This window comes from Rhizobium sp. BK098 (assembly GCF_014193155.1).
Taxonomy (GTDB): Bacteria; Pseudomonadota; Alphaproteobacteria; order Rhizobiales; family Rhizobiaceae; genus Rhizobium.
Map to the genome: position 1 here is coordinate 20600 of NZ_JACHYY010000007.1, position 26091 is coordinate 46690.

Annotated in this window: 24 protein-coding genes; 15 read left to right on the plus strand and 9 right to left on the minus strand. The window is 58.9% G+C overall.

Features of this window, described 5'->3' with window-relative positions:
• Window positions 1–187: 187 nt before the first annotated feature.
• Genes hutH through FHT73_RS18515 form a run of 3 tightly spaced genes read left to right on the plus strand, consistent with a single transcriptional unit; the run spans window position 188 to window position 3537 of the window.
• Window positions 188–1717, plus strand: coding sequence for a histidine ammonia-lyase (gene hutH / locus FHT73_RS18505; RefSeq protein WP_112603568.1), 1530 nt, complete (start codon window positions 188–190; stop codon window positions 1715–1717).
• Window positions 1717–2721 carry an ornithine cyclodeaminase family protein gene (locus FHT73_RS18510; protein WP_183713725.1) on the plus strand — a complete coding sequence of 335 codons (1005 nt, stop codon included), beginning with the start codon at window positions 1717–1719 and terminating at the stop codon, window positions 2719–2721. Before hutH ends, FHT73_RS18510 begins: the two co-directional genes overlap by 1 nt.
• 6 nt (window positions 2722–2727) lie before the next feature.
• Window positions 2728–3537, plus strand: coding sequence for a PhnD/SsuA/transferrin family substrate-binding protein (locus FHT73_RS18515; RefSeq protein WP_246712172.1), 810 nt, complete (start codon window positions 2728–2730; stop codon window positions 3535–3537).
• A gap of 26 nt (window positions 3538–3563) precedes the next feature.
• On the opposite strand, the gene FHT73_RS18520 is transcribed toward FHT73_RS18515, so the two are convergent.
• A complete protein-coding gene (locus FHT73_RS18520) occupies window positions 3564–4148 on the minus strand; it encodes a nucleoside 2-deoxyribosyltransferase (RefSeq protein WP_183713728.1) in 585 nt (194 codons plus the stop codon).
• Between the two features lie 222 nt (window positions 4149–4370).
• On the opposite strand from FHT73_RS18520, the gene FHT73_RS18525 reads away from it, so the two are divergent.
• The 4 genes from FHT73_RS18525 to FHT73_RS18540 all read left to right on the plus strand — a co-directional run bounded on the left by FHT73_RS18525 (window position 4371) and on the right by FHT73_RS18540 (window position 8940).
• Window positions 4371–5633, plus strand: coding sequence for an adenylate/guanylate cyclase domain-containing protein (locus FHT73_RS18525; protein WP_183713731.1), 1263 nt, complete (start codon window positions 4371–4373; stop codon window positions 5631–5633).
• A gap of 237 nt (window positions 5634–5870) precedes the next feature.
• On the plus strand, window positions 5871–6392 hold the full coding sequence (locus FHT73_RS18530; protein WP_183713733.1) for a DUF992 domain-containing protein: 522 nt from the start codon (window positions 5871–5873) through the stop codon (window positions 6390–6392).
• A gap of 184 nt (window positions 6393–6576) precedes the next feature.
• Window positions 6577–7809, plus strand: a complete 1233-nt coding sequence (gene pepT / locus FHT73_RS18535; protein ID WP_183713736.1) for a peptidase T — start codon at window positions 6577–6579, stop codon at window positions 7807–7809.
• Between the two features lie 273 nt (window positions 7810–8082).
• Window positions 8083–8940: a hypothetical protein gene (locus tag FHT73_RS18540; RefSeq protein ID WP_183713739.1), complete on the plus strand. Its 858-nt coding sequence runs from the start codon at window positions 8083–8085 to the stop codon at window positions 8938–8940.
• A 100-nt stretch (window positions 8941–9040) separates the two neighbouring features.
• Here the strand turns inward: FHT73_RS18540 and FHT73_RS18545 are convergent, their stop codons facing one another.
• Window positions 9041–9655 carry a hypothetical protein gene (locus tag FHT73_RS18545; protein WP_183713742.1) on the minus strand — a complete coding sequence of 205 codons (615 nt, stop codon included), beginning with the start codon at window positions 9653–9655 and terminating at the stop codon, window positions 9041–9043.
• Window positions 9656–10024: 369 nt separating this feature from the next.
• Between FHT73_RS18545 and FHT73_RS18550 the strand changes: the two genes are divergently transcribed.
• From FHT73_RS18550 to FHT73_RS18565, 4 genes are read left to right on the plus strand one after another with little or no spacing between them, the layout of a single operon-like run.
• Entirely contained in the window at window positions 10025–10522 is a 498-nt protein-coding gene (locus tag FHT73_RS18550; protein WP_112603580.1) for a spore coat U domain-containing protein, read from the plus strand.
• A gap of 25 nt (window positions 10523–10547) precedes the next feature.
• Window positions 10548–11267, plus strand: a complete 720-nt coding sequence (locus tag FHT73_RS18555; protein WP_183713745.1) for a molecular chaperone — start codon at window positions 10548–10550, stop codon at window positions 11265–11267.
• Window positions 11268–11289: 22 nt separating this feature from the next.
• Window positions 11290–13650: a fimbria/pilus outer membrane usher protein gene (locus tag FHT73_RS18560; RefSeq protein WP_183713748.1), complete on the plus strand. Its 2361-nt coding sequence runs from the start codon at window positions 11290–11292 to the stop codon at window positions 13648–13650.
• 14 nt (window positions 13651–13664) lie between these two features.
• Window positions 13665–14624 (plus strand): spore coat U domain-containing protein, encoded by a 960-nt coding sequence (locus FHT73_RS18565; RefSeq protein WP_183713751.1) that lies wholly within the window; start codon window positions 13665–13667, stop codon window positions 14622–14624.
• Window positions 14625–14718: 94 nt separating this feature from the next.
• On the opposite strand, the gene FHT73_RS18570 is transcribed toward FHT73_RS18565, so the two are convergent.
• Window positions 14719–15021 carry a hypothetical protein gene (locus FHT73_RS18570; RefSeq protein ID WP_162707995.1) on the minus strand — a complete coding sequence of 101 codons (303 nt, stop codon included), beginning with the start codon at window positions 15019–15021 and terminating at the stop codon, window positions 14719–14721.
• Window positions 15022–15552: 531 nt separating this feature from the next.
• Here FHT73_RS18570 and FHT73_RS18575 point away from each other — a divergent pair.
• The 3 genes from FHT73_RS18575 (at window position 15553) to FHT73_RS18585 (ending at window position 17879) form a co-directional block, all read left to right on the plus strand.
• A complete protein-coding gene (locus FHT73_RS18575) occupies window positions 15553–16110 on the plus strand; it encodes a GNAT family N-acetyltransferase (protein WP_183714176.1) in 558 nt (185 codons plus the stop codon).
• An 84-nt stretch (window positions 16111–16194) separates the two neighbouring features.
• Window positions 16195–17154, plus strand: coding sequence for an acetylxylan esterase (locus FHT73_RS18580; RefSeq protein WP_112603588.1), 960 nt, complete (start codon window positions 16195–16197; stop codon window positions 17152–17154).
• Window positions 17151–17879: an alpha/beta hydrolase-fold protein gene (locus FHT73_RS18585; RefSeq protein ID WP_112603590.1), complete on the plus strand. Its 729-nt coding sequence runs from the start codon at window positions 17151–17153 to the stop codon at window positions 17877–17879. The genes FHT73_RS18580 and FHT73_RS18585 overlap by 4 nt, the downstream gene beginning before the upstream one ends.
• Window positions 17880–17903: 24 nt before the next feature.
• Here the strand turns inward: FHT73_RS18585 and FHT73_RS18590 are convergent, their stop codons facing one another.
• Window positions 17904–18092 (minus strand): hypothetical protein, encoded by a 189-nt coding sequence (locus FHT73_RS18590; protein WP_112603592.1) that lies wholly within the window; start codon window positions 18090–18092, stop codon window positions 17904–17906.
• A 356-nt stretch (window positions 18093–18448) separates the two neighbouring features.
• Here FHT73_RS18590 and FHT73_RS18595 point away from each other — a divergent pair, with 356 nt between their 5' ends.
• Entirely contained in the window at window positions 18449–20785 is a 2337-nt protein-coding gene (locus FHT73_RS18595) for a glucose/quinate/shikimate family membrane-bound PQQ-dependent dehydrogenase (protein ID WP_183713753.1), read from the plus strand.
• Window positions 20786–20832: 47 nt separating this feature from the next.
• Here the strand turns inward: FHT73_RS18595 and FHT73_RS18600 are convergent, their stop codons facing one another.
• The 5 genes from FHT73_RS18600 to FHT73_RS18620 form a co-directional block, all read right to left on the minus strand.
• Entirely contained in the window at window positions 20833–22119 is a 1287-nt protein-coding gene (locus FHT73_RS18600) for a DUF763 domain-containing protein (protein WP_183713756.1), read from the minus strand.
• Window positions 22120–22227: 108 nt separating this feature from the next.
• On the minus strand, window positions 22228–22971 hold the full coding sequence (locus FHT73_RS18605; RefSeq protein WP_183713759.1) for an aspartate/glutamate racemase family protein: 744 nt from the start codon (window positions 22969–22971) through the stop codon (window positions 22228–22230).
• Between the two features lie 4 nt (window positions 22972–22975).
• A complete protein-coding gene (locus FHT73_RS18610) occupies window positions 22976–23797 on the minus strand; it encodes an ABC transporter permease (protein ID WP_112339273.1) in 822 nt (273 codons plus the stop codon).
• A 1-nt stretch (window position 23798) separates the two neighbouring features.
• Entirely contained in the window at window positions 23799–24710 is a 912-nt protein-coding gene (locus FHT73_RS18615) for an ABC transporter permease (protein ID WP_149635707.1), read from the minus strand.
• 69 nt (window positions 24711–24779) lie between these two features.
• On the minus strand, window positions 24780–26078 hold the full coding sequence (locus FHT73_RS18620; RefSeq protein ID WP_112603600.1) for a PotD/PotF family extracellular solute-binding protein: 1299 nt from the start codon (window positions 26076–26078) through the stop codon (window positions 24780–24782).
• Window positions 26079–26091 lie beyond the last annotated feature (13 nt).

Sequence of the window (26091 nt, forward strand, 5' to 3'; positions counted from 1 at the left end):
AGCTTTCCTCAGCATCGCTTATTGCCGCACAATGAGATAGCGGTGTTCTTCAATCGATATGACCGTGGCTGGCCACGTGCCGTGCTATGGGGGATATCGATCTATTCCAGCGTCTCCAGTGTCGCCTGGAAGAGCATTTATCCGGAGATCGCGGAAAGCCGAACGCACGTCTTTGAGGCAAGCAGGAATGAGCAAAGCGGACAATATCGTGTCCTTTACCGATGCGCCTCCGACGGTGAGCGATATCGCCGCAATCGCACGGCGCAACGCCACAATAGTGATTTCGCCAGACGTCAAAGACAGAATCAACGCTGCGCGCGCCGTGGTTGAACGCTACCTGGCGGCCGACCAGCCAGTTTATGGTTTGACGACAGCGTTAGGCGCGGGCGTCGATACTCGCCTTGCCACGGACGACCTTATCGCCTTTCAGTTACGTGTACCACAAGCCCGCGCAGTCGGAGTTGGGCCTGCCCTTCCCCGCGAAGCCGTCAGGGCGATGATGGCGGCTCGCATCGCCGGCATGGCGGCCGGCGGCTCTGGCGTGTCGCTACCGGTTTTCGTCGGCCTCGTTGAGGCGCTTAATGCGGGCTTTCATCCGGTCGTGCCATCGCTCGGTTCGATCGGCGCTGCCGATCTCGCGCCTTTGGCGCACATGGGACGCGCTTTGCTAGGCGATGGCGAAGTGGAACTCGATGGCGCGATCATGCCGGCGCAGGATGCCCTCTCGAAAGTCGGTCTGAAACCGTTGCCGATCGCGCCGAGGGACGGCCATGTCCTCGTGGTCGCCAACAGCCTGTCGGTCGGCAAGGCCTGCCTCTGTATCGAGGATATCGCGCGGCTGTTCGATTGGTCGCTTGCGGCCGTCGCGCTGAACTTCGAGGCATTCCGGGCCAACGTCTCGGCTTTCGATGACCGGGTACTAGCGGCAAGACCGGCCTTCGGCCAGCGTGAAACGGCGGCAAGGCTTCGCGAGCTGCTTTCCGGAAGTTCTCTTTTTATTGATGGTGCCGCCCGGCGCTTGCAAGATCCTTTGAGCTATCGCTGTGCCCCGCAGGTCTGGGGCGCCTTGCTCCACGCGATCGGCGAAGCCCGCGCAGCAACCGAGATCGAACTTGCGAGTTCCGGCGACAATCCCGTCGTACTGGCCGACGAAGGGCTTATTTTGTCGCACGGCAATTTCGACATGACGGCCTTCGTTCTCGCATGGGAACGGCTCGGCCAGGCAATCGCCCATTGTGCGGCGGCGACCGCCTATAGAACGATGAAAATCATGTCTCCGGGCATGTCGGAGCTACCACGCTTCCTAACTCCGCTCGGGCAGAGCAGAACGGGTTTTGCCACCGTGCAGAAAACGGTCTCGGCGCTTGAATCTGAGATACGCCATCTAGCTAATCCCGTGTCGCTCACGCCGATCCCGGTCGCCGATGGTGTCGAAGATCAGGCGTCGATGGCACCGAGCGTCCTGAGCAAGATCGAAGCAATGATCGAGCGAATGCGTTATCTCGTGGCGATCGAGCTTGTCGCGTCCGCCCAAGCCGTTGAGCTGCGCGGTGTGGCGGGCGAGCTCGGCAGCGGGACGCTGGGCGCCTATCGACAGGTGCGCCAGCTGGTGGCACCGCTCGAGGAAGACCGCGCGCAAGGCCCTGATTTTCAAAGAGTGTCGGAATTTATCGCAGAGACCGCGGCGAAAGCCGGTGACATGCCTGGAGAACGGTAATGCAGGAAATCTGGATCGACTATCTCAATGCCATCGACGCCAAGGCGCTGGCGCTTTCCAACGACGAAATCCTCGACGCAGTGACCAAGGCGCTCGATGCACAGGGGCGCGGCGAAACCGTCATCGAGCCTCGCGTTCATCTCGTCCCCGAGAGTTCCGACAAGGGTCATTTCAACGTGCTGCGCGGTTATGTGAAGCCTCTCGACTATGCCGGCGTCAAGGTCGTCGGCGATTTCGTCGATAACTACAAGCAGGGCTTGCCCTCGGAACTGGCGGTTCTCAATCTCTTCGATCCGCGCACCGGTGTACCGAAGGCGATCATCGATGCGACTGCCATCACCGACATGCGCACCGGTGCCGTCACCGCTATCGGCGCGCGCCATCTCGCCCGCAAGGACAGCAAGATCCTCGGCCATATCGGCGCACGGGGCACTTCCTACTGGAACGTGCGATTGCTCGACCACATCTTCGATTTCGACGAAATCCGCGTGCATTCGCGCCGCCCCGAAAGCCGCGACGCCTTCGCCGCGCGGCTGGAAAGGGATTTGGGCAAGAAGATCATCGTAACGGACAATTGGGAGGATTGCCTGAAGGGCGCCGATATCATGATCGAGGCAAGCCGGCTGCCGGAGCCGACGCCACTCTTCAAGACCGCCTGGGTCAAGAAGGGCGCTTTTGTCGTGCCTTACGGCACCATGAGCGCGCTCGAATTCGACCTGACCGACATCATGGACAAGGTCGTCGTCGATGACTGGGGGCAATGCGGCCCCGGCCGCCCCTTCGGTGCCCTTCGCCGTCATGTCGATGAGGGCAAGGTGACGGTCGAGACGCTGCATGCCGAAATCGGCCAGATCGTCTGCGGCGCCAAGCCGGGCCGCGAAAGCGATGACGAGACCATTCTCTTCTGGCATCGCGGCCTGAGCACCACCGACGTCGCGCTCGGCGCAGCAATGGTCGAAAAGGCAAAGCGCATGAATATCGGCCAACGACTTCGGTTTGCGTGACGCGCTATGACGACTTCGAGTGCTATCGCCTGCTCGCGAATGTATAACCTCAGCCCCAGAATATCTGCTCTCTGGGATCAGCTCTTTCATTGGCTTGCCGACCGATCGGGCGTCGAACTCGAAGTCATTGCCCATGCCGCTCCGGCACCTTTGTCCGAGCTTTGGGCACGTCCTGACATGGGCGCCGTTTTCATGTGCGGCTTTCCCTTCTCCCAGCTATCGCCGGCGGAGCGCCCGCAACCGTTGGCCGCACCGGTTTCGCTGGCCGACTGGGCAAACGGGCAGCCAGTCTATGCGAGCCACATCGTCGCCGCGCGCGATAAACAGCTTACGGAAGCTGATCTTGCAGGCGCGCGCTGGGGCTGGACAGTGCGGGACTCGCAGTCCGGCTATAATGCACCGCGTGAACTCTTTGCCATGCTTGCGAATAGGCCTTCAACAGCTCAAACCGTCGGCTCGCTCCTCAATCCGCGTAGCGTAGTCGACGCCATTCGTTCAGACACCATAGATGTCGGCGCCATCGACGCCTACGCCTATCAGCTGATGGCAATGCACGAGCCGGACATGATCGCGCCACTGCGCATTGTTGCTACGACAAAACCGGCCCCCTTCCCTTTGCTGGTGGCCGCGCGGCAGCAGTCGGCGGATGTCGTCGATGCGTTACGCGCCGCTCTTCTCGGCGCGCACCAGGATCCGGAGGGGAGCGATATCCTCGCATCGCTTGGCCTTAGCGCCTTTGCCAAACCGGATGTTGCCGCCTATGACCAGCTTCCCATACGAGCACGGGCGATCGATGCGGCTCTCGGAGCGTGGTGACGCTCGAACGCGCACAATAGCCGAGCCTATTGTGCGCTGGCGGCCTGTTTCAACAATTGCTCCGCCGCGAAGCTCAGGCATTCTTCGAAGGCCGTCAGATCGAGAAAGAGCTGCTCCGGCGCGACCTGGCGCGTGACGATGACACCGCCGCGTGCCGCAATGCCGCCGTCGAGCATCAGATTGTCAGCCATGTCGAAGTTTTCCAGCGCCATTCCGTCGGGACCACGGTGGCGTCCGTCTTCACCGAGAAGCACCTCGCCGCCATAGAGCCTGCTCACGCGCTCGAAGTGATTATCGAGGCAGTTGGAAAAAGCGAATGCCGGGCAGCCGCGGGCGCACATGAAGCCTAGTTCGAAGGCTGTGCCGATATCGGCCGCTATGCCGCGAAACGGCGTGAGATTGGCGATGATGAGGTCGGCGCTCGTCATCAGCTTTTCATTGATGGCGCTGATGGCAAGGCCACGCTGGCGACGTATCTCGGTTTCCGGCACCACCAAATCACCCGGTGAAACGGGCGTGAAGCCGTAGCTGCGTGCCATTGCGATCTTGCGATCGAGGATTTCCCTTGCGTTCGGAAGGAAAACTTCCGGCCCTGCCAGATATGCTCTCAATGCTTTGCCTCTTTGACCGAATATTGCAACGCGGGAGGCGCGGAACCATATGAAGCCTATGGCCGATTCAGGGCTCTTCTGCCATACCCGGCACATAATTTACGAAGTCGCGAATTAAAAGTGATTGCCGTTCCAGGTCACTGGCGAGACGCGTATAGTTCTATTCGGATCGAATAGCGCTCACGATCCAGGACGGATGACGGAACCTGTGGGGTATAGAAAATGCAATCTTCCATTGAGGCCGTTGCCGCCTCGACCCAGGACGACCAGGGCAGCTGGCCGACAAAACAAAGCAAGATCCTCGATTGGCTTATGAATGATGTCCGCGACCAGCGGTTCATCGACAATATCCTCGTGGAACTTTGTGAGAAAATGCAGGCAATCGGAGTTCCGGTCGCAAGAGCGACGATGCACTTCCGAACGCTGCATCCGCAATGGCTAGGGGCGAGAATTCTTTGGCGCACTGGCATGAAGGAGGCCGATATTGCGACCTTCAGCTATGGAGTCGAGAATACGCCTCAATTTCTGGCAAGCCCCATCAATGAGATATTCAACGGCGCGACCGAAGTCCGGAAAAATCTTGAGGTCTGCGAGAAGGCGGAACTGAACTATCCGCTTTATAAGGAAATGTATGCGGAAGGACTGACCGACTATATCGCCTGGCCAATTTATCACACGCTCGGCAAGCGCCACATCGTGACCTTTGCCTCGGACGCGCCTGGCGGCTTCACCGATGAGCATATCACCTTCCTGAAAGACCTGCTGCCCGCTTTGACGATGGTGACCGAAATCCGTTTGAAGAACATCATGGCCCGCACGCTGCTGCGGACCTATGTCGGGCCGCATGCCAGCGAGAAGATCCTGGCCGGCGCCACGACGCGCGGCAGCGGCACCACCGTCGGGGCCGCAATCCTCATCTGCGACCTGCGTGATTTCACCACCATCTCGGACATGTGGCCGCGCGACGATGTCATCGAATTGCTGAACAGTTATTTCGACGCGATGGTCGAACCCATCGAAAAACACGGCGGTGAGATCCTCAAATTCATGGGCGACGGACTGTTGGCCATTTTCCCGTTGAGTGATCCGAATGCCTGCCACAATCTTCTCGTTGCCATCACCGAGGCGCAGGCGGCCGTTGCAACGCTCAATGAGGAAAACCGCGCGCAGGGACGCGAAGTGCTGCGCTATGGCGTCGGGGTGCATGTCGGCGACGTGATGTATGGTAACATTGGCTCGCGGACGCGCCTTGACTTCACGGTCATCGGCCCGGCTGTCAATATCGCCTCACGGCTTGAATCGCTAACAAAAGAGGTAAAGCGGCCTGTGCTTCTTTCCAAGGCTTTTGTCGACATGGCTGGTTGCCGACGCGATATGGAAAGCCTTGGCTCCTTTCCTCTAAAAGGTCTCGGCGAACCCGTCGACGTCTTTGCTTTCGCCGCAAAAGACAAACTGCCGCAGAAAGCGGAGCCAACCGCCGGGTGAAGATTGGGTCCGACGGGGCGTAAATTCGGTACGGCGCGATTCAGTCGGTAGTAAAACGTGAAATGGCAAAGGGGTGTCCCGGTATATAGATCTTCCTATATTGTGAGGTGGATCATGACGGTAGCTGCCTTAATTTTGGGATCGTTCTGCGCGTACGAACATTAACTAAGGGTTGATTCTATCGGCTCGACCACGAGGGTGCCAGTCACCCATAATACTCTGACAAGGAGAAAACAGATGAGAAAAATCCTGACCCTGGCGTTTTCAGCGGCATCGTTGATCGTTGCGGGCACCGCTGCGGCACGTGCAGCCGACATGCCGGCGACCTATAGCGAGGAGCCCGATGAGCGCAATGGCGTAAAGATCGGCTATCTCGAGTGCGATATCGGCGGCGGCGTTGGTTATGTGCTCGGTTCGGCCAAGGAAATGGATTGCGCTTTCCATTCGACGGTCGGGCGCGCTCGCGTTGATCACTATACCGGCGCGATCAGAAAGATGGGTGTCGACCTCGGGTTTACGACCCGCAGCCGGCTTGTCTGGCTGGTTTTCGCGCCGACAGCCGGCTATCATCGTGGTTCTCTGGGCGGCCTTTACCAGGGCGCTACCGTTGAAGCCACTGTCGGTGCCGGCGTCGGCACGAATATTCTCGTTGGCGGCACCTCCGGCTCCATCCAGTTGCAGACCGTGAGCGTTACGGGTCAGCTCGGCTTGAATGTTGCGGCAACCGGTACATCGGTGACGCTGACGTCGGCCGATTGAGTATTCGGTTAAAGTCCTGACCATATGATATGGCCGCTCCTGCCTAGCGCTGGAGCGGCCTTTTCCGTCGGGGCGGCGACAACCAGCTTTGCACACCAGCGTCTTCAGCGCGAAATCGGTTTATCCATGCACCCTCGCAGCGCTATAGCTATGTAAACCCTAGCGATTCTTCGGAGCCAGAATCATGACCGATACCGTCACCGATCGTTTTCTTCGTTACGTTGTCGTCGATACGCAATCGGACCCGTCTTCGGTTACGCAGCCTTCCACTGCGAAGCAGAAGAATCTCGGGCGCATGCTGGTTGAGGAATTGCTGGCGATCGGGCTTGCCGATGCCCATCTGGACGAACACGGCTATGTCTATGCCACCATTCCATCGAATGTCGACAAGCCGGTCCCCGTCATCTGCTTCTGCTCGCATATGGACACAGCGCCCGATTTCACCGGAACGAACGTCAAGCCGCAAATCCTGCGGAACTACGCCGGCGGCGATATTCGCCTTAGCGCCGATGTGCAGCAGGTCATTCGGGTTGACGAACACCCTGCCCTGCAAGATCAGATCGGCAACGACATCATCACGTCGGATGGCACGACACTCCTTGGCGCCGACGACAAGGCCGGTCTCGCCGAAATTGTCGCAGCCGCCCAATATCTCGTCGACAATCCCGATATCCGCCACGGCACCATCAAGCTGCTGTTCACGACGGACGAAGAGATCGGGCGTGGGGTCGACAAGGTCGATCTGAAGAAGTTGGGAGCACAATTCGCCTATACGGTCGATGGCGAAACGGCGGGTCATATAGAAGACGAGACTTTCTCTGCCGATAGCGTCGAGATCGTCATCCAGGGCGTCGCCATTCATCCGGGCTTCGCCAAAGGCAAAATGGAAAACGCCATCAAGATAGCCGGCGCGATCATCGACAGGCTGCCGAAGGACATGGCGCCGGAAACGACGGACGGACGCGACGGCTTTATCCATCCCACCGGGATCAGCGGCTTGATGGAAAAGGCTTCGCTCGGTTTCATCATCCGCGATTTCGAGGAAGCCGGCCTTGCTGACAAGGAGGCTATGCTGGAAGCGATCGTCAAGGACGTCATGGCCGCCTATCCCGGCTCCTCGCATAAGTTTACCGTCAGACATCAGTACCGCAACATGAAGGTGATCCTCGATCGTCATCCGGAAATCGTTGAAAACGCAGTCGAGGCTATCCGTCGTGCCGGCATGGCGCCGGTGCGAGGCAGTATTCGCGGCGGGACGGATGGTTCCAGGCTCTCTTTCATGGGCCTGCCTTGCGCCAATATCTTCGCCGGCGGTCATGCCTTTCATTCACCACTGGAATGGGTGAGCCGACAGGACATGGAAAAGGCCGTCAAGACGCTCGTGGAGTTGGCGAAGGTCTGGGAAGAATGTTCCTGAATCCTTGCCAGAATAGGCCTCGCTTCCTCCATGGAAATCAGCAACTCCGTCGTGAAATAGCGCATTTTCTCCCGCACGAAATTAATCTCGTTGTCATTATGCAAGTCATCCGTGAATTTTTATATTGAAGCATTACTAAATTAGATTATTCTATAATGTAGTCTTGGGAGGAAAGGAGAATAGGTAAGCCCCTTCATTCCAACTCTACGGTGCGCGCGCTCCGGCAATCAGAAACAGACTGTCACAAAGTCTAAGCTGAAACGGAGTTTAGTCATGAGAATACAATCTTCACGGATGGCAATTGCTGCGTCCGCACTTCTTTTATTGGCCTCGACGAGCTATGCGGAACCCGGTGGCGGGACGGATCACGGCGGCAGCCAGTCCGGAAGCGGCGGACTGGGCGCTGGCGTCGGCATATCGGTCGGAGGCGTCAATGCCGGCTTGGGTGCCGGGCTGGGTTCGAATGGGCTTGGTGCCGGCCTCGGCGCTTCCATAGGCGGAAAGAACGGCGTCAATGCCGGCGCGGGTACTTCGGTATCCGGAACAAGTGGCGTTAACGCAGGTGTCGGGGCTTCCGTTGGTGGCTCCAATGGCATCAATGCCGGAGCGGGTGCTTCCGTATCCGGAACGAGCGGCATTAATGCCGGTGCTGGCGCCTCTGTTGGCGGCTCAAATGGCGTCAATGCCGGCTTGGGAGCGTCGGTTAACGGTTCCGGGGTCAATGCTGGCCTTGGCGCTTCGGTTGGCGGCTCGGGCGGCATTAATGCCGGTGGGGGCGTTTCCCTCGGAGGATCCGGAGCGGGTGTCGGCGTTGGTGTCGGCATTGGCGGATCTGGAGGCACAGGTTCCGGCGGCAGTGGCACCGGCAGCGGGTCCGGAGGCGGGGGCACGGGCGGCATTGGCACGACAATCGGCGGCCTGGGCGGTACGGGCGGTACAGGACTTGGGTCGGGACGTTCCGGTACAGGATCGAGCACCCGCACACTCGCCGCCTTCCGTACCATGTCGAGTGCCGAGCAGAAACGTATGCTGATTGCCTGTCGTCAGGTGACGGCATCCGGCAATTTCGATGCAGGCCTTGTCAGCCTTTGCCGGCTGCTGCGCAGCACAGCTAGCGCCGGCGGCCTGTAGGTGGCCGGCGTCAAGGGGGCTTGATGTCCCTCTTTCGCTTCGGTTCTAAGGTCCGCGCCCTGGCTGCTATATCGCCAATGGGCGCGGACGCCTGTCCAGCCTACCAATCCGCGCGGGCCACATTGTCGATCACCTGCCGGCTGCGGCGCAGCATCATGCCTGGCGCATCCATCGCTTTGCTCAAAAGGTTTCGTGCGTCTGCAAGGGGATGAAATCCGGCCCTTTCTTCCATCACGGGAGACGGAGCATCGTCTGCAACAGGCAGAGCAGCCTCTGCATAGTCCGGATTGCTTGTTATCAGCGGATCCCGCGTTTCACATTGCGGCAGGCAGCGGCCAAAATGCTCTACATCCGCGGATGACGCGACCTTCGTATTCCTCGCATCGGTGCGAACAACACGCTTTGCAGGCGCGCTGCTCTTGATCATGGCTGCAAGTGGCGAAGGCTGCGGAACTGGCACCGACATCAGTGATCTTGTAGGGCTTGCGTCGACTGCCAACTGTAATCTGTTCATCGCGAATTGGTGTGCGGATGCCATGCCATTGATCGCGATGCGGCCGCCCTCGTCGATGAGCCGGATCGAGCGGTCGGCAGGGCCGGTTTGGACGATCAGATAGAGGGCGCCGACAACAGTGCCGCAAACCGCGAGCCCGCAACCCAGCCTGCGAGTCGTTTCGCTTTGACCATTCCACCATTTCACGGGCTGCATATCCATCGACCGCTCCTTTGGGAAAATCTCGAATAGCCATTCTCATGAAAACTGTGGCGCGGCTTTTACCGAAACGTGGCCAATTGCAGGCTTTTCGTAAAGAAATGTTGATGAATGCGTTCGCACATCGGGTCGTGGCTAACACGGTCGATCAGATCGGAGCGCTGCCACTGAAAGACAATATTAACCATGTTTCTCAAAAGTCCCGCTCATCCATGAGTATTAACTAAATAAATTGAAATTCTACTTGGGAGGTATTCTGGCGAGACTATCGCCGCCGCCGCCGCGGTTCCGACCTGCATTGCCAGCGAATCATATATGTGCTTATTTTATTATATTCTGATATTTTTGGGGCTTATGCGAAGGGGAATGTGAATGCTGAGAATGCTCCGCGGCGCCAGTCTTATCGGTATCGCAATGACCGTAGCAGCGCCATCCGCAATGGCCGCCACCACAAGCGCCAACATGACGGTTACCATTACTATCCAGGCGCAATGCACGATCCAGAGTGCCAATAATCTCAACTTCGGCACCAACGGCGTCATCACCAGCAATATCGATCAAGCAACCACCATCGGTGTGCAATGCACATCCGGGCAGACCTATAATGTCGGCCTGAGCGCCGGCGCTGGAGCTGGCGCGACAACGGCCGTCCGTGTCATGACAGGACCAGCAAGTGCGACGATCAATTATGCGATCTATACCGACTCCAATCGAACGCAGACCTGGGGCACGACCATAGGGACGGACACCGTCTCGGGGACAGGAAACGGCGCGGTCCAGAACATAAATGTCTATGGCCGAGTACCTCCGCAAACCACACCGGCTGCGGGCGTCTACACAGATACCGTAGCGGTTACCGTCACCTACTGAAAACTCACAGATCCGGGAGGCCGTCATGCAACGCATGTTGCCATGCATTGCCGCGACTATGCTTTTGCTGTTCAGTGCTTACGAAATAAACGCAGCCTCGCTGCGGGTAGCGCCCACAAGTCTGGAGCTTGTAGCGCCGGCTGCTGCCACCGTCTTGAATCTGGCTAATGACGGAGACCATCCAATCAACGTCCAGATACGTGTCTTCAAGTGGAGCCAGGCGGGCGGGATAGAGACCTTGGAACCAACCAGGGATGTCGTTGCCAGTCCTCCCGCGACGCGGATGAATCCGAACGCACAGTATGTGGTCAGAGTGGTTCGTACGAGTAAGGCGCCCGTTAAGGCGGAGGAGACCTATCGTGTCATCGTTGATGAACTCCCCGACCCTGCCCGTGCGCGCGCCGGCACGGTCACGCTCATCATGCGCCAGTCCATTCCTGTCTTTTTCAAGCGGCCGGACATAAAGCCCGCCGATATCGTCTGGAGCCTCAAGCAGCAGGGCAACAGCCTTGCTCTTATAGGCAAGAACAATGGCGGCAGCCGCTTCCGTCTGTCGAACGTAACTCTGATACAAGGCCCAACGAAGATCGGCAGCCGTAACGGGCTGGTCGGATACGTACTTGCTGGCGCGACGATGCAATGGCTGATGGGAACCGCAAAGTCCCTCACCGGCAGCGTCGTAACACTCCATGGCCAGAGCGATCTTGGGCCGTTCGATGCTGAAGTTGCCGTTAATCAACGGTAGTGCCAGCGCCGTTTGCATATGCATGCTTTTCTCAGTTTCGGCGCTGCGTGCTCAGGAAGTGCCCGATTTGCCGGAAAGCACAGCCATGGCAGGCCAACAGGCGGCCACGCTGGACGTCTACCTCGAAGTATTCATCAACAACGCGTCGATGAAGATGATCGGCAATTTCAAACAGCGTCCGAATGGCTCGCTCGCTGCAACCGCAGAAGAGCTGCGCGAGGTGGGCATCAAGCCGCCGGCCGGCGCTGATGATAAGCTGATCGAGCTCAGCACCTTGCCCGGCCTGTCATATCAGGTCGACATAGAGACGCAGCGTCTTTACGTGCAGACGACCGACGAAGGGCGCGCAGCTCGCGTCATCAATGTCAGGCAGCAGCAGGACAACGCAGTCCCTGCACCCCAGTCCGGCTATGGCGCCGTCCTCAACTATTCCCTCTACGCAAGTTCCAACGGTCTCTTTCAAGGCAATTCGAACATGTTCCAGGGAATATCCGGATCTTTCGATGCACGTATCTTCAGCCCCTACGGCACGCTCAGCCAGTCCTTCCTCGCCGGATATTCCGAAGGCAGTCTTGACGGCATAACCCGCCTCAACACGACCTGGAGCTACTCCGATCCGAAGAACCTTGTTACCTATCGCGCCGGTGACCTGACCACCGGCGGCCTGTCATGGACTCGGCCAGTCTATTTCGGCGGTATTCAGTTTCAGCGCAATTTTGCACTGCGTTCGGACCTGGTGACCGAACCGTTGCCCTCATTTACCGGGACGGCCGCCGTTCCTTCGACGCTCGATATCTATACGCAGAACGTGCGCACCTATTCCAGCGACGTGCCAGCCGGGCCTTTCCAGGTGACCAACCTTCCTGTCTTTTCCGGGGGTGGGCAAGCGACCGTCGTGCTGCGCGACAGCCTCGGGCGCGAAACCACGGAGACCTTGCCGTTCTATTCCTCCAATTGGCTTCTGCGTCAGGGCCTCTTGGACTTTTCCGCCGAACTCGGCACTCCGCGTCTCAATTTCGGAACTGATTCCAATGACTACGACGGTCGTATCATGGGCGCCGCCACCGCTAGGTACGGCCTGACCGATTGGCTGACACTGGAAGGCCACGTCGAGGGCGGCGCCGATCTTTTGAATGGCGGCGCTGGGACCGCTTTTCCGGTCGGCTCGTTCGGCGTTGCTTCCATAGCGGGCGCAGCAAGCAAGAGCGGGTCACGTTCCGGCGCGCTGATGAACGCCGCATTCGAGCTCAGCTATGACAGATGGGCCCTCTATGCCCGGGTGCAACGGACCTTTGGCGATTATGACGACATAGCCTCGGTTTCCGCGCGGCCCACAACCAGCATTGCCGGAGATGTAAGCATTCTCAGCGCCGGTGTGCCGCGCGCCATCGATCAGGTTACGCTCAGCGTACCGACGCCGCTCGATCTTTCCAGTCTCAACCTGTCTTACACGAACCTCGAAAGCGCGGACGGCACCAGGAGCAAGATCGCGGGTCTTTCCTACAGTCAGACGTTCAAGCATGCGACAGTCTATGCGAGCGCCTTCACCGACCTCGACAACCGAAGCAATTTCGGGTTCTTTACCGGCCTTTCCATTCCCTTCGGTGGCAATATCACGGCCAATACCGGCGTACAGGGCGGACCTAACGGCGTCGGCGTCGTCGCCGACGTTTCCAAGTCGATGCAGCAGGAGGATGGCAGTTTTGGCTGGCGGCTGCGCACCTCCGAAGGCGAAGACACCAATCGCGAGGCGGCAGTCAGCTATCGGGCGCCCTTTGCCCAGGTCGAAGCTGGCCTCCGGCAGCAGGATCATCAGACCAGCGCCACCGCTCGGCTCGATGGTGCCATTGCCGTCGCAGGCGGCGGCGTCTTTGCCACCAATCGCATCGACGATGCATTTGCCGTCGTCGATGTCGGCGCTCCCGATGTCGAGGTTCAGCAGCAGAACCGGCCGGCCGGCAAGACCAATTCGAGTGGCCGCATTCTGGTGCCCAATCTCAACTCCTATGAACCGAACACCGTGTCCATCGATCCCAAGAACCTGCCCGTCGATGCCGACGTGCCCGCGACGAAGGAAATCGTCGTGCCCGCAGACCGCAGCGGCGTGGTCGTCAAATTCGGCGTGTCCGAAGCACCGCAAGCAGCCCTGGTTACGATCAAGGACAAGAACGGGGTGCCACTGCGTGCTGGCCTCGGCGGCACCTTACAAGGATCGAGCGAGGATTTCGTCATCGGCTATGACGGTCAGACTTATATTCGCGGGTTGCATGCGAGGAATGCGATCGATGTCTCGCTGGAGGATGGAACGAAATGCCATGCCGAATTCGCCTACAGGCCGCAGCGGGGTGAGCAGGTTGTCATCGACGACGTCAGGTGCTTCTGAAGAGAGGTGAAAGGATGCTGCGTTCGATCATTGTTTTGCTCGTATTGCTGCTGCCTTCGCTATGCCTGGCGCAAAGCTGTAGCTTCAGTGCCACCAATATGAACTTCGGCGCGGTCGATATCTTGTCCGCTACTCCCGTCAGTTCGACATCGACTATAAGTGTAAGTTGTTCCGGAGGACTCCTGGACCTGGGCAAGCGGCTTCTCATTTGCCCGGATATCGGCGCCGGCAGTGGTGGCGCATCTTCGGCTGCGGCACGTCAGATGCTGAACGGTGCCAGTTCTTTGAACTATCAGCTTTATTCCGATAATGGCCGGAGTGTGGTGTGGGGATCGAGCAGCTGGCCCTATCCATCGCGGGCACCGGTCTATGCGCTGACAATGTCCCTATTGAATGGTTCGCTGGTGGGCGCAACCGGTAGCCTGACGGTCTATGGCACGGCGCTTGGAACGCCGTCGACGGCGCTGCCGGGGTCGTACACGTCCAGCTTCGCATCCGGCACCTCATTCTATTACAGCTACAGCAGCGCAACGAACTGCAATGCACCCACCGGAACGACAGGAACCGCGCCGTTTACCGTCAACGCGAGCGTTGCGGCCAATTGCCTGGTGAGCGTCCAAAACATCAATTTCGGAACGCAGGGTGTTCTGAGTGCGAATACCGATGCCGCCGGATCGGTGACGGCAACCTGTACGCCGGGTACGACCTACACGATCTCGTTGAATGGCGGCACAACGAACGCGGCACCGACGGCGCGAAAGATGACGAAGGGATCGGAGACGGTGACCTACGGTCTCTACAAGGATATCAACCGGTCGCAGCCCTGGGGCGATGTCAACACACCGGGCAGCACGGTTGCTGGAACTGGAACGGGCACGGCGCAGCTTTTGACGGTCTATGGCCGCGTCCCGCCACAGACGACGCCCTCTCCAGGCACTTACGTGGATACGGTCGTTGTGACGCTCACCTACTGACTTCGAATTTCAAGCTGCCGCGTGATGCTCTGGCTGACTGGACGGCGCGTCAGACCGCCGCCTGTTTCGACCCGCGGGTCTCGCCGGGGCAAATCTAATTTTGAAGGAAAAACGAGGGCACCAAATTGGCGCGAGCAGAATAATGCGGCTGACCGACGACATGGAATATAACAAGCGCATAGACAAGAATGGCGCCGACTGCGATGACGATACCGTTGATTGGAAGCCCTATTTTTGACGTGGCGTCGTTCGATGTATCCGACGGACTTGCATGAATGACTTTTGGGGCGGATTGATCCGTCGTTAAGGGAAGCTGCAACTCCCTTTCCATGCGCGCCTGAGCATTAAAGCGCTTGCCGTATCTCGTTGCGGGTCGAAACTGGATGACGTTGCCCATTTTACGCGGTCCCTTTCAACGCCTGCAGTTATTGGCCATTTTCCTGGCTGTTGTCGGCATTGGTACAGTCAACGCGAACGGCGACCTTTTCCGGCCGTTGTTCGCCATGTGGAAGGATCACGGTCACGATACAGCGATTCTCGCGTGGCCTGACGGATAGGAGATGCCCTTCGTCGCGGATAGAACCTGATCCACCGCGGTCCCACAATCCTGAACGTTGTAGGCACCTTGTGCGATTTAACTTTGCCCTGCAATTGCGGAGCCTGCAATCGAAATTCCCGCTGGGTATCGTTAGGATCCTGATCATGCCTTTATCATACCTCAATGAAGGCAAAGAGGCGACGGCGGTTCGCAACAAACCAAGTCTATGCGCCTCATCTTTTCTGCTGTGCGGCAGAAATCACAGAGGCTAATATCGGCCGGTAACCGTGGACTTTCTTGGCGAATTCATGGAGGGAGATCCGGCATGGCCTGCCGCCCCGCCAGAGATTGCGTGCCATCGAGATCAACCCGTTTGCCCCAAGGAGTAGGATGCCTATTCTCGAAACCTCCCGGCTCGTTCTCAGGCCTTGGCAGGATAGCGACCGTGTTCCGTTTGCCGCCGTAAATGCAGATGCGCAGGTTCGCAAGTATTACTATCCGAGCCTGCTCGCGGCGGGCGAGACGAACGAACTGATCGATGAAGCCAACGAGCAGTTCGCCAAGGAAGGTTTCGGCTTCTTGGCCGTGGAGCGGAAAGCCGATGGCGCGCTGATTGGCGGCGCGGGCCTTTCACGACCAGGGCCGGAAGTTCCGGGTGATTTTCCATTGGAAATCGGTTGGATTCTGGGGCGTGCCTATTGGCGGCAGGGCTATGCGACGGAAATCAGCCGACACTGCCTGTATTTCGCGTGGCAGGAGCTGCGGGCTGATTGCGTGATCGGTTATACCTCAGCGATCAACACTCCTTCCCGCCGCGCGATGGAGAAGATCGGCATGATCCACGTCGACGGTGGCGATTTCGATGATATCACCGTGCCGCCAGGCAATATTCTGCGGCCGCACGTACTCTATCGCATCGATCGCCCCAAACAAGAAATTCATGAATGAACAGGCAGTAAGCCGCGACGAGAGCCCCGCGGATCGGTAATCTTGCTTCTTGCCTTAGGCGTGCTTTCACGCGAAAAACTTGCCATGAGCATACCGACATCCCACCCCTTCGACTTCGATCCGACCTATGGCATGCAGCTCGCGCAGTTGCAGGCGATAGAGACACCGGAAGCTCCGGCGGGCTTCGACGACTTCTGGCGGCAGCGCTACAAGACAGCCCTGGCCATCGATCCGCAACCCAAGCTTCGCCACAGCAAGCAGCCTCACGACAACTGGCACGCCTTCGATATCAGCTACATGTCGACAGGGTCGTTTCAGATCAATGGCTGGCTGCTTATCCCCCGCAGCGGACAGGTGCGGCGCGGCCTCGTTGTCGGACACGGATATGGCGGAAGAGACCAACCGGAATTCGATTGGCCGGTAGAAGAAACGGCTATCCTTTTTCCCTGCTGCCGCGGGCTTTCCCTCAGCGCCAGCCCCAAAATCCCTTCGGACGCATCGGGCCATGTCCTTTGCGGTATCGAAAGCCGCGATACCTATGTCATCGGCGGCTGTGTGGAAGACATCTGGCTTGCCGTCTCGACATTGGAGACCCTCTATCCGTGGCTTGCTGGCCATATCGGCTATAGCGGCATCAGTTTCGGCGGCGGCATCGGCGCCTTGGCAATTCCTTTCGATGCGCGGATCAGGCGCGGTCATCTCATCGTCCCGACTTTTGGCCACCGGCAGCTTTGGCTGACACTGCCAACCGTCGGCAGCGCCCAATCGGTGCAGGCTTATCAGGAAAAGCACGGCAGCGTTCTCGAAACACTGCGGTTCTTTGATGCTGCGATCGCCGCGCAGCGCATCACTGTGCCGATGCTCGTCGCACCCGCGCTTTTTGATCCCGCCGTCGCACCACCCTGCCAGTTCGCTGTCGCAAATGCGCTGCAGAAATTTAACGAAATCTTCATTCTGGATGCCGGTCACTTCGATTATGCTGGCAGCGAGCAGCAGAACGCGATTCTGCGAGACAAGGTCGGGCAATTCTTCAAGGTGCTATGAACCGCGAATATCTATGCTGGTACAGTCCTCGGCTGCATCGAGACATGGAATTGCTGGTGTTCGGCTATGCCGGCGCCAAGGTACTGGTATTTCCCACCCGCGACGGTCGCTTCTGGGAATATGAGCAGATTGGCATCGTGTCGTCTCTCGCAGATAAGCTGGATGCCGGGCAGCTTCAGCTCTATTGTATCGAAGGTCTGGCGGCAGAAACCTTTTACGCCTTTCATTGCCACCCATCCGAGCGCATTCGCAGACACAACGCTTTCGAGGAATACATCCTCAACGAAGTCCTGCCTCTGATGGCGCAAAAGAACGGGCATGAATGCACAATCGTCCACGGCTGCAGCCTCGGCGCCTTCCAGGCGGCGAGCCTGGTTTTCCGCCACCCTCACCTCTTCCGCAAGCTGGTCGTCTTTTCCGGCCGCTACGACCTGACGATGAAGGTCGAATCCTTCACGGATCTGTTCGACGGCTATTACGACGACGAGGTCTATTTTCACACCCCGACGCATTTTCTGCCGGGACTTGTCTGCGAGCTACGTTTGGAGAGCCTGCGCCAGATCGACATCGTGATGGCGATCGGAGACGCCGATCCCTTCTTCGACAATAATCATCATCTGAGCCGACTGCTCGCCGACAAGCGGATCGATCATCGGCTGCATGTGTGGGATGGGCGCGCCCATCAGGCAGGTGCATGGCGGCGAATGGCGCCGCTGTACATCTGACGAAGGCAGTAAGTTTCGAGTCGTTCAGGCAAGTCCGGCTGGTATGGGTCGGAGCACCTTGTGCGTGCCGTAGTCACGCTCGTGGGATTTGCGATGCTGCCGCTCGGAGCTTGCCGAAAACTCGACCAGAATACGCTCCATCATGCCATCCGGATAGGTTCCGGTGTCGTTCGTTTCGACTTCCGACTGGGCGGTAACGATCTTCATATTCATCTCTAGTCCTCCGGCTCTGCACGGAAACCCTTGATTCCAATATCTGTTCCATTAGTATTCCGGAAATTGTTAAAAAATTAACTACGTCCGTTAATCAAATCGGGCGCCACGGCATCGAACTTGAAGGGCTGGCCGGATTGGAACATTCTTGCAATCATGACGTTCAGTCTCTGATTTGATTGGGGGGCTTGATGTATCGATCTAAATCGCCCAGGGCGCGGTTCTTCTCGTTGCCGGCGAAGCAACTGATATCGGTCTAGACTTTAACTTCGACGTTGAGGTCCGAAGGGATCTTGGCCGGGTTCGCATGCCTTCGATCAATCACTGTCCAATCAGCGGATAGACTGGAGCAGATCATGGCCGTCATCATCACATCGATCATCCTTGCACTCATCGGTCTGGCGCTTGGCGGCGGTGGCCTTTGGCTTGTGCTACTTGCCGGAAGCCCTTTCTATCTTTTGGCTGGCATCGCCTTCCTCCTAACGGCGATCCTGCTTTATATGCGCAAAGAGGCCGCGCTCTGGCTCTACGCGATCTTCGTGCTGGCAGCGCTTGGATGGGCGATATGGGAGGTCGGTTTCGACTGGTGGCAGCTCGGTCCGCGCGGCGGGTTGATCATTCTGATCGGTCTCTGGCTATTGACGCCGTGGGTCCGGCGGCCGCTGGGCTTTCGAAGCCTCGACGGTGTTCACTATGGAGCCAATCCATGGCCGCTCGCGATCCCATTGATCATCGCCATTCTCGTTGCCGTCTATTCGATGACGACCGATCCGCACGATCTTTCCGGCGACTTGCCGACGACAATGGCTGCGAATGCCCCTATGGGCGGCGATGTGCCCGATGGTGAGTGGCATCAATATGGTCGAACCTCGTTTGGTCAGCGTTACTCGCCTCTCGACCAGATCAATGCGCAGAACGTGGCGAACCTGAAGGAGGTCTGGCGGTATCAGACCGGCGATGTGAAGCGCCCCGATGACATCGGCGAGACGACTTATCAGGTTACGCCGCTCAAGATCGGCGACACGCTTTATATCTGCACGCCCCATAGCCTGGCGATCGCCATCGGTGCGACGGACGGCAAGGAAAAATGGCGTTACGATGCCAATGCCGGCATGAACCCCAACCGACAGCATCAGACCTGCCGCGGTGTATCCTATTATCGCGACACAACCGCTGCCGCCGGGGCACTGTGTGGTGATCGCGTCTATCTGCCGACCTCGGATGCCCGGCTGATCGCGCTCGATGCTGCCAACGGCAAGGTTTGTCCGAGCTTTGCCGATCAGGGCATCCTGCATCTTGAAACCGGGATGAAATACAATCCGGCTGGCTATTATTATTCGACCTCGCCGCCCGTCATCGTCGCCGATAAGATCATCATCGGCGGCGCGGTGAACGACAATTATTCCACCCAGGAGCAATCCGGCGTCATCCGCGCGTTCGACGCCCGGACCGGCGCGCTGCTCTGGAACTGGGATTCGGGCAATCCGGATCAGACAGCGCCGCTGCCCGCCGGCCAGACCTATACGACCAACTCACCGAACAGCTGGTCGGTTTCCAGCGCCGACGAAAAGCTCGGCATGGTCTATGTTCCGCTTGGCAACCAGACGCCAGACCAGCTTGGCATGGGCCGCAGCGCCAATGTCGAACGCTTCTCCTCGTCTGTGGTCGCGCTCGACATCAATACCGGCCAGCTCAAATGGGTGCAGCAATTTGTCCATCACGATCTCTGGGATATGGACGTGCCGGCCCAACCCGTGCTGGTCGATCTGACAAAGGCCGACGGCAGCACGGTTCCCGCATTGGTCGCTTCCACCAAGCAGGGCGACATATACGTGCTTGATCGCCGCACCGGCGCGCCGATCATTCCCTTCAAGGAAATACCGGCGCCGGGCGGCACCATTCCGGAGGATCATGCCTCGCCGGCCCAGCCGATCTCCGATCTAACCTTCTCGCCGCCGCCCTTGCAGGAAAAGGACATGTGGGGCGTCTCGCTGTTCGATCAGCTCGCCTGCCGTATCGCCTTCCATCAGCATCAATATGAAGGCCGCTACACGCCACCATCGCTGCGCGGCTCCATCATCTTTCCCGGCAATTTCGGCACTTTCAACTGGGGCAGCGTCGCCGTCGACCCTGAGCGGCAGATCATGTTCGGCATGCCGACCTATCTCGCCTTTACCTCCCGACTGGTGCCACGCGCCGAGATTCCGCCGAAGGGAGCCGGCGACAAGGGCAGCGAACAGGGGCTCAACCGAAATGAAGGCTCGCCCTATGGCGTCTACATGGGTCCGTTCGTCAGCCCGCTCGGCATTCCCTGCCAGGCACCGCCTTGGGGATATGTCGCCGGTGTCGATCTGAAGACCGGCAAGATCGCCTACAAGCACAAGAACGGTACCGTCCACGATATGACGCCCCTGCCCCTTCCCTTCAAGGTCGGCGTTCCCGGCATTGGTGGCCCGATCGTGACCAAGGGCGGAGTGGCGTTCCTGGGGGCAGCCGTGGACGATTATCTCAGGGCCTATGATGTCACCACAGGCAGGCAGCTTTGGCAGACACGCCTGCCGGCTGGCGGTCAGGCAACGCCGATGACCTATACCGCCAGCGACAACAAGCAGTATGTCGTCATGGTCGCCGGCGGTCACGGTTCCGTTGGAACGAAACCGGGCGACTATGTGATCGGTTACACCCTGCCATGAGTCGATGACGGAGCGGCGCCAAGCCGCTCCCTTCTGCCGTACGCAGTCTAGCTCTTTGAAGAGCGGCGGTTACCCTCGACGACGTTGCTTTCGGCATCCGTTGCAGGTTCCCAACCAAACACGCTGCGGCCGCCATAGGAGAAGGAGCGGTCGAACTCGCCGGCAACGATTTCCTTGAGATCGGGGCCGGTGACGTAGCGCTCCAGCATCCGCGATTGATCATCCAGCCGCTTCAGCGCCGACAACTCTTCGTCACGACCGAGGCGGCCCTTCCTGACGGCGGATTTCATCACGTTGATCGTCTCGTCATAGACTTTCAGAGGTACTGGAAAGGGATGCCGGTCCTTGCCGCCATGCGCGAGGGAAAAGCGCGCTGGATCGGAAAAACGGCAGGGTGCGCCATGCACGACTTCGGCGACCATCGCCAAGGCCTTGACCGTTCTGGCGCCGACGCCGGGCGTCAGCAGCAATTCCTGGAAATCGACTGGGCCACGCTCGGCCGCGGCGGCAAGATTTCCATGCAGGCGCCGCATGTTCACGTCTTCCTGGCGCACATCATGATGTGCCGGCATGACGAGGTATGGCAGCATCGGCTGTGCTTCTTGTTTGTCAATTACTGGAGATTTCCCTTCCAGTGCATTGAATTCACGAATGATTTTATCTGGTCCTAATGAGGCAAGCAGATCCAGCTGACCCTCGCGGGAACGCTCGGCGCGCCGATCGGCAAGATTGACAATCTCGCCCTGCTCGCGCCCTTCGATAGCCGCGTGCGGCGAATCCAGGAAGCTCGTCAACCCCTCCGATAGCCAGTGATATCGGCGTGCTTGCCGGCGTTCGTCGTTCATGCCCTGCTGGATGACGACCCACTTGCCGTCGTCGGCGACGATGAAGCCATGCAGGTAGAGGTCGAAGCCATCTTGCACGGCTGCGCTGTCCACCTTCGCGATCAGCCGGCTCTTCATAGCAAGGGACGCGCCGTCGATACCGACGCGATCGCCGATATCAAGCAGTTCGCCCGGCGTCTTGCGCGATTGCGCGCCGCGGCCGCCGCAGACATGAATGCCAAGTTCGCCGGATAGCGGAGTCAGGCCGCGCTTCAGGGCGCCAAGGACGCTCGTCGTGATCCCCGAGGAATGCCAATCCATGCCCATGACGGCGCCGAAAGACTGGAACCAGAAGGGATTGGCGAGGCGGCGAAAGAGCTCGTCGCGACCGTAATGCTGCACGATCGCCTCGGTGATGACGGCGCCCAGGCGCGTCATGCGGTCCCCAAGCCAGCGCGGCACGCGACCGCCATGCAGGGGGAGATCAGCTTTGCCAGCTCTCTGTGCCAAATCCACGACTCTCGTTCTTTACCGTGGCATTGTAGTCCGGGGAGCCGTGATATGCCATTCGCAAGGTGCGGCGATCAGCCGAGGCACGAAATATGAATTGTGATGAGGTTAAGCCGACGCCGCAGCCGGCGCAAAATCCTGCATCGCACCTGAAAAAGACTTGGTCAATGGGGAGGCGTAGGAACTGCGCTTGCTGGTAGATAGGCCCAGCGACACCAAAGCTTCGGCCTGCTTGACCGCTGCGGCGACACCATCCACGACCGGGACGCCGTAGATCGACTGCAGCTGCTTTGCGAGATCCGCCATGCCGGCACAGCCGAGGACGATGGCTTCCGCGCCATCTTCGGCAAGCGCGCGTTCGATTTCCGCCCGCAGCTTTCCGATTGCTCCCGAAGACGAATCTTCAAGCTCGAGCACGGGGATATCGGAGGCGCGAACTTTCGCCCGCGCGCCCATGCCATAACGATGGACGAGATTGTCGATGAGGATGCGCGAGCGTTCGAGCGTCGTCACCACGCTGAAGCGCTGTGCCAGAAAGCCGGCCGTGGCTACGGCCGCTTCGCAGAGACCGACGACAGGTACGTCGCAGAACATGCGGGCGGCTTCCAGACCGGTGTCGTCGAAACAGCAGATGATCGCGGCGTCATAGCCTTCGGCCTGCCTCTCCTTCAGCTCGCGCAGCATGCCGGGCACGGCGATAGCGCCGTCATAATAGCCCTCGATCGAAGCCGGCCCCATCTGCGAGGTGGCAGCGATGATCTCCGTGCCGGGGCCTGCTACGGCACGCGCAGCGATTGCCGCCTTCTCCGTCATGGAAACGGTCGTATTCGGATTGATAAGCAGCAGGCGCATGATCTCAACTTTTCTTGGCTTGGCGGCGGCCGAGCATGGTCATGACCGCAAGCGCCAGCAGGATAATGGTGAAGGAAAAGAGCGTCGTCACCGTTCCGAGCGCATAGAGCACCGGCGTCGTGACATTCGTCGTCATGCCGTAGATTTCAAGCGGCAGGGTATTGTAGGTGCCCGACGTCATCAGGGTGCGGGCGAACTCGTCATAGGACAGCGTGAAGCCGAATAGGCCGACGCCGATCAGGCTCGGCGCTATCATCGGCAGCACTACATGGCGGAAGGTTTGCCAAGAGCTGGCGCCAAGATCGCGGGCTGCCTCCTCATAGGCCGGCGAAAACCGGTTGAAGACGGCAAACATTATCAGCACGCCGAACGGCAAGGTCCAGGTGAGATGCGCGCCGAAGGCGGAGGAATACCACGCCGGCGCGATGCCGCCCTGCTGAAAGACGACGCCGATCCCAAGCGAGATGATGATCGACGGCACGACGAGGCTCGCAACTGTCGCATAGAACAGGAATGTCGATCCGCGGAACCGGCGACGGAAGGCCAGCCCGGCAAGTAGCGATACGACAACGGTCACGATCATGACCATCACGCCGAGGATCAAGGAACGCTGGAACGATGCGCCGAAGTCTCCGACCGCCTGCTTCTCGAAGAGGTTGGCGAACCAATGCAGCGAGACGCCATTCAACGGGAAGGTCAGGCCGCCGTCAGGCCCCTGGAAAGACAGAATGATGACCGCCGAGAGCGGACCATAGAGAAACAGCACGAAAATCGTGAAGAAGATTGCCAGAAGATAGAATTCCAGGCCGCGCTTTTCACTGTTCATCTTAGAGTTCCTTGCGGATGTCGACGATGCGCAGGATGGCAGCGACCATCAGCAATACGACAATCAGAAGCACGACCGCATTGGCGGCGGCGGCGGGATATTGCAGCAGCGACATCTGGTTCTTCATCATCAGCGCAATGGATGCGCTCTGGCCACCCGACATCACCTGCACGGTGGAGAAATCCGCCATGACGAGCGTGACGACGAAGATGCTGCCGATCGCCATGCCCGGCTTGGCAAGCGGGATGACGACATTCCACAGCACCTGCCATCCGCTGGCGCCGGCATCGCGCGCGGCTTCGAACAGAGAACGGTCGATGCGCATCAGCGTGTTGAAGATCGGCGTCACCATGAACAGCGTGTAGAGGTGCACCATCGCGAGCACGACTGCGAAATCGGAATAAAGCAGCCATTCTATCGGCTTCGGGATCAGGCCCATCTCGATCAGCGTCGAATTGACAAGTCCGTTGCGCCCGAGGACGGGTATCCACGAGATCATGCGGATGATGTTGGAAGTCATGAAAGGCACGGTGCAGACCAGGAAAAGGATCATCTGCGTCGAGGTGCGGCGAATATGGAAAGCCAGAAAATAGGCGACCCAGAAGCCGATGAAGAGCGTCAGCGCCCAGACAATTGCTGTGAATTTCAATGTGTTGAGGTAGGTTTTCCAGGTAACCCACGAACCGAGTGTATCGGTGTAATTCGTGGTCAGGAACGCCGGATAGAGGCCAGCGAAATCATAATCCCAGAAACTGACGATGCCGATCATGGCGATCGGCAACAGGAAGAAGAAGCCGAGAATGAGAAACAGCGGCGTTGCCTGCAGATAGGCGACGGCCCAGCCGGGTACGGCAAATCCACGCCCGGGCTTCTGAGTTTCCTGCTCCGCATCCGAGGAAGCGATTGTCGCCATAGTCCGGCCTCTCCATTGCTAGGATCCTCTCCCCGTTCTTGAAGGGGAGAGGAAATGATCGATCGCAGCTTAGGCAGCGATGAATTCGTTCCAGCGACGAACCATGTAGCGGTCCTCGTCCATGACCGAGTTCCAGCAGGCGACGGCACCCATACGGGTTTCGAAGGAGCCGCCGTCGCGAACGGCGCCCGCCTTCTCCATCACCTTGCCTTCCGGAGAGAGGATATCGCCCTGCGCCGGCTTGCCTTCGATCCAGTAGCCCCATTCGTCGGCCGACATGAAGTTCTTGGCCGTTTCCATGCAGGCGGAGTAATAGCCCTGGCGGTTGAGGTAGCCGCCGACCCAGCCGGAGGTGTACCAATTTATATATTCATAAGCCGCGTCGAGCTGTGCGCCCTTGAGATGCGAGGCGAGGCCGAGGCCGCCGCCCCAGGCGCGATAGCCTTCCTTAAGCGGCTGGAAGGTGCAGGCAATACCCTTGGAGCGGACTGCAGCAACCGCCGGCGACCACATGGACTGGATGACCACTTCGCCCGATGCCATCAGATTGACGCTCTCGTCGAAGGACTTCCAGAAAGCGCGGAACTGGCCATCGCCCTTGGTCTTGATCAGGAAGTCGATGGTCTTGTCGATTTCCGCCTTCGTCATGTTGCCCTTGTCGGCATATTTGATCTTGCCGGCAGCTTCCATGATCATCGCGGCGTCCATGATGCCGATGGACGGGATATTGAGGATCGCGGTCTTGCCCTTGAAGGCCGGATCGAGAATATCGGCCCAGCTGTTGATCGGACGACCCGTGAGATCGGGACGAATGCCGAGCGTATCGGCATTGTAGATGGTGGGAACCATCGTCATCCACTGCGTCGGCTCCTTGGCGAATTTCTTCGAACCCTGCCCTTCGACAAAGCCCACCGTGTGCGGCGCCGTGCCCTGCGCGATGACGCTGTCGGGCTTCAGCTTGCCGTTGATGAAGAGCGGCACGATCTTGTCGTAATATTTGAGCTTCTTGACGTCCATCGGCTGCATGACGCCGGTCGGGAAAACCTTCTTGGCGATCCAGTATTCGATGTCGGCGATATCATAGCTGTTCGGCTGCGTCACGGCTCGCTGTGCCGCGGCATCCGAATCGGTCGCCGTCATCTCGAGCGTAATGCCGAGATCGGCCTTGCACTTCTCCGCAATGGCATTGATGTTCGAAACGCCGGTACCGAACTGGCGCAGCGTGATGTTCGATTGCGCCCAGATGGTCGGAAAGCCGGTGATGGCGCCGGAGCCGGCCATGGCGCCGAGAGCGGCAGCGCCGGTCTTCAGCAGCGAGCGGCGGGAAATGCCTTTCGTCGTCTTGGTAGTCTTGGTTTCAGTCGTCATGTCAGTTCCCCTT

What these genes read in the sequence shown, in the direction of transcription:
- pepT (WP_183713736.1), top strand. Translation starts at nt 6,577, where the DNA reads ATGACCGATACCGTCACCGATCGTTTTCTTCGTTACGTTGTCGTCGAT.
- FHT73_RS18525 (WP_183713731.1), top strand. Translation starts at nt 4,371, where the DNA reads ATGCAATCTTCCATTGAGGCCGTTGCCGCCTCGACCCAGGACGACCAG.
- FHT73_RS18515 (WP_246712172.1), top strand. Translation starts at nt 2,728, where the DNA reads ATGACGACTTCGAGTGCTATCGCCTGCTCGCGAATGTATAACCTCAGC.
- FHT73_RS18565 (WP_183713751.1), top strand. Translation starts at nt 13,665, where the DNA reads ATGCTGCGTTCGATCATTGTTTTGCTCGTATTGCTGCTGCCTTCGCTA.
- FHT73_RS18555 (WP_183713745.1), top strand. Translation starts at nt 10,548, where the DNA reads ATGCAACGCATGTTGCCATGCATTGCCGCGACTATGCTTTTGCTGTTC.
- FHT73_RS18585 (WP_112603590.1), top strand. Translation starts at nt 17,151, where the DNA reads ATGAACCGCGAATATCTATGCTGGTACAGTCCTCGGCTGCATCGAGAC.
- FHT73_RS18590 (WP_112603592.1), bottom strand. Translation starts at nt 18,092, where the DNA reads ATGAATATGAAGATCGTTACCGCCCAGTCGGAAGTCGAAACGAACGAC.
- FHT73_RS18540 (WP_183713739.1), top strand. Translation starts at nt 8,083, where the DNA reads ATGAGAATACAATCTTCACGGATGGCAATTGCTGCGTCCGCACTTCTT.
- FHT73_RS18550 (WP_112603580.1), top strand. Translation starts at nt 10,025, where the DNA reads ATGCTGAGAATGCTCCGCGGCGCCAGTCTTATCGGTATCGCAATGACC.
- FHT73_RS18595 (WP_183713753.1), top strand. Translation starts at nt 18,449, where the DNA reads ATGGCCGTCATCATCACATCGATCATCCTTGCACTCATCGGTCTGGCG.
- FHT73_RS18575 (WP_183714176.1), top strand. Translation starts at nt 15,553, where the DNA reads ATGCCTATTCTCGAAACCTCCCGGCTCGTTCTCAGGCCTTGGCAGGAT.
- FHT73_RS18580 (WP_112603588.1), top strand. Translation starts at nt 16,195, where the DNA reads ATGAGCATACCGACATCCCACCCCTTCGACTTCGATCCGACCTATGGC.
- FHT73_RS18560 (WP_183713748.1), top strand. Translation starts at nt 11,290, where the DNA reads ATGCTTTTCTCAGTTTCGGCGCTGCGTGCTCAGGAAGTGCCCGATTTG.
- FHT73_RS18570 (WP_162707995.1), bottom strand. Translation starts at nt 15,021, where the DNA reads ATGGGCAACGTCATCCAGTTTCGACCCGCAACGAGATACGGCAAGCGC.
- FHT73_RS18605 (WP_183713759.1), bottom strand. Translation starts at nt 22,971, where the DNA reads ATGCGCCTGCTGCTTATCAATCCGAATACGACCGTTTCCATGACGGAG.
- FHT73_RS18545 (WP_183713742.1), bottom strand. Translation starts at nt 9,655, where the DNA reads ATGGATATGCAGCCCGTGAAATGGTGGAATGGTCAAAGCGAAACGACT.
- FHT73_RS18620 (WP_112603600.1), bottom strand. Translation starts at nt 26,078, where the DNA reads ATGACGACTGAAACCAAGACTACCAAGACGACGAAAGGCATTTCCCGC.
- FHT73_RS18510 (WP_183713725.1), top strand. Translation starts at nt 1,717, where the DNA reads ATGCAGGAAATCTGGATCGACTATCTCAATGCCATCGACGCCAAGGCG.
- FHT73_RS18610 (WP_112339273.1), bottom strand. Translation starts at nt 23,797, where the DNA reads ATGAACAGTGAAAAGCGCGGCCTGGAATTCTATCTTCTGGCAATCTTC.
- hutH (WP_112603568.1), top strand. Translation starts at nt 188, where the DNA reads ATGAGCAAAGCGGACAATATCGTGTCCTTTACCGATGCGCCTCCGACG.
- FHT73_RS18530 (WP_183713733.1), top strand. Translation starts at nt 5,871, where the DNA reads ATGAGAAAAATCCTGACCCTGGCGTTTTCAGCGGCATCGTTGATCGTT.
- FHT73_RS18615 (WP_149635707.1), bottom strand. Translation starts at nt 24,710, where the DNA reads ATGGCGACAATCGCTTCCTCGGATGCGGAGCAGGAAACTCAGAAGCCC.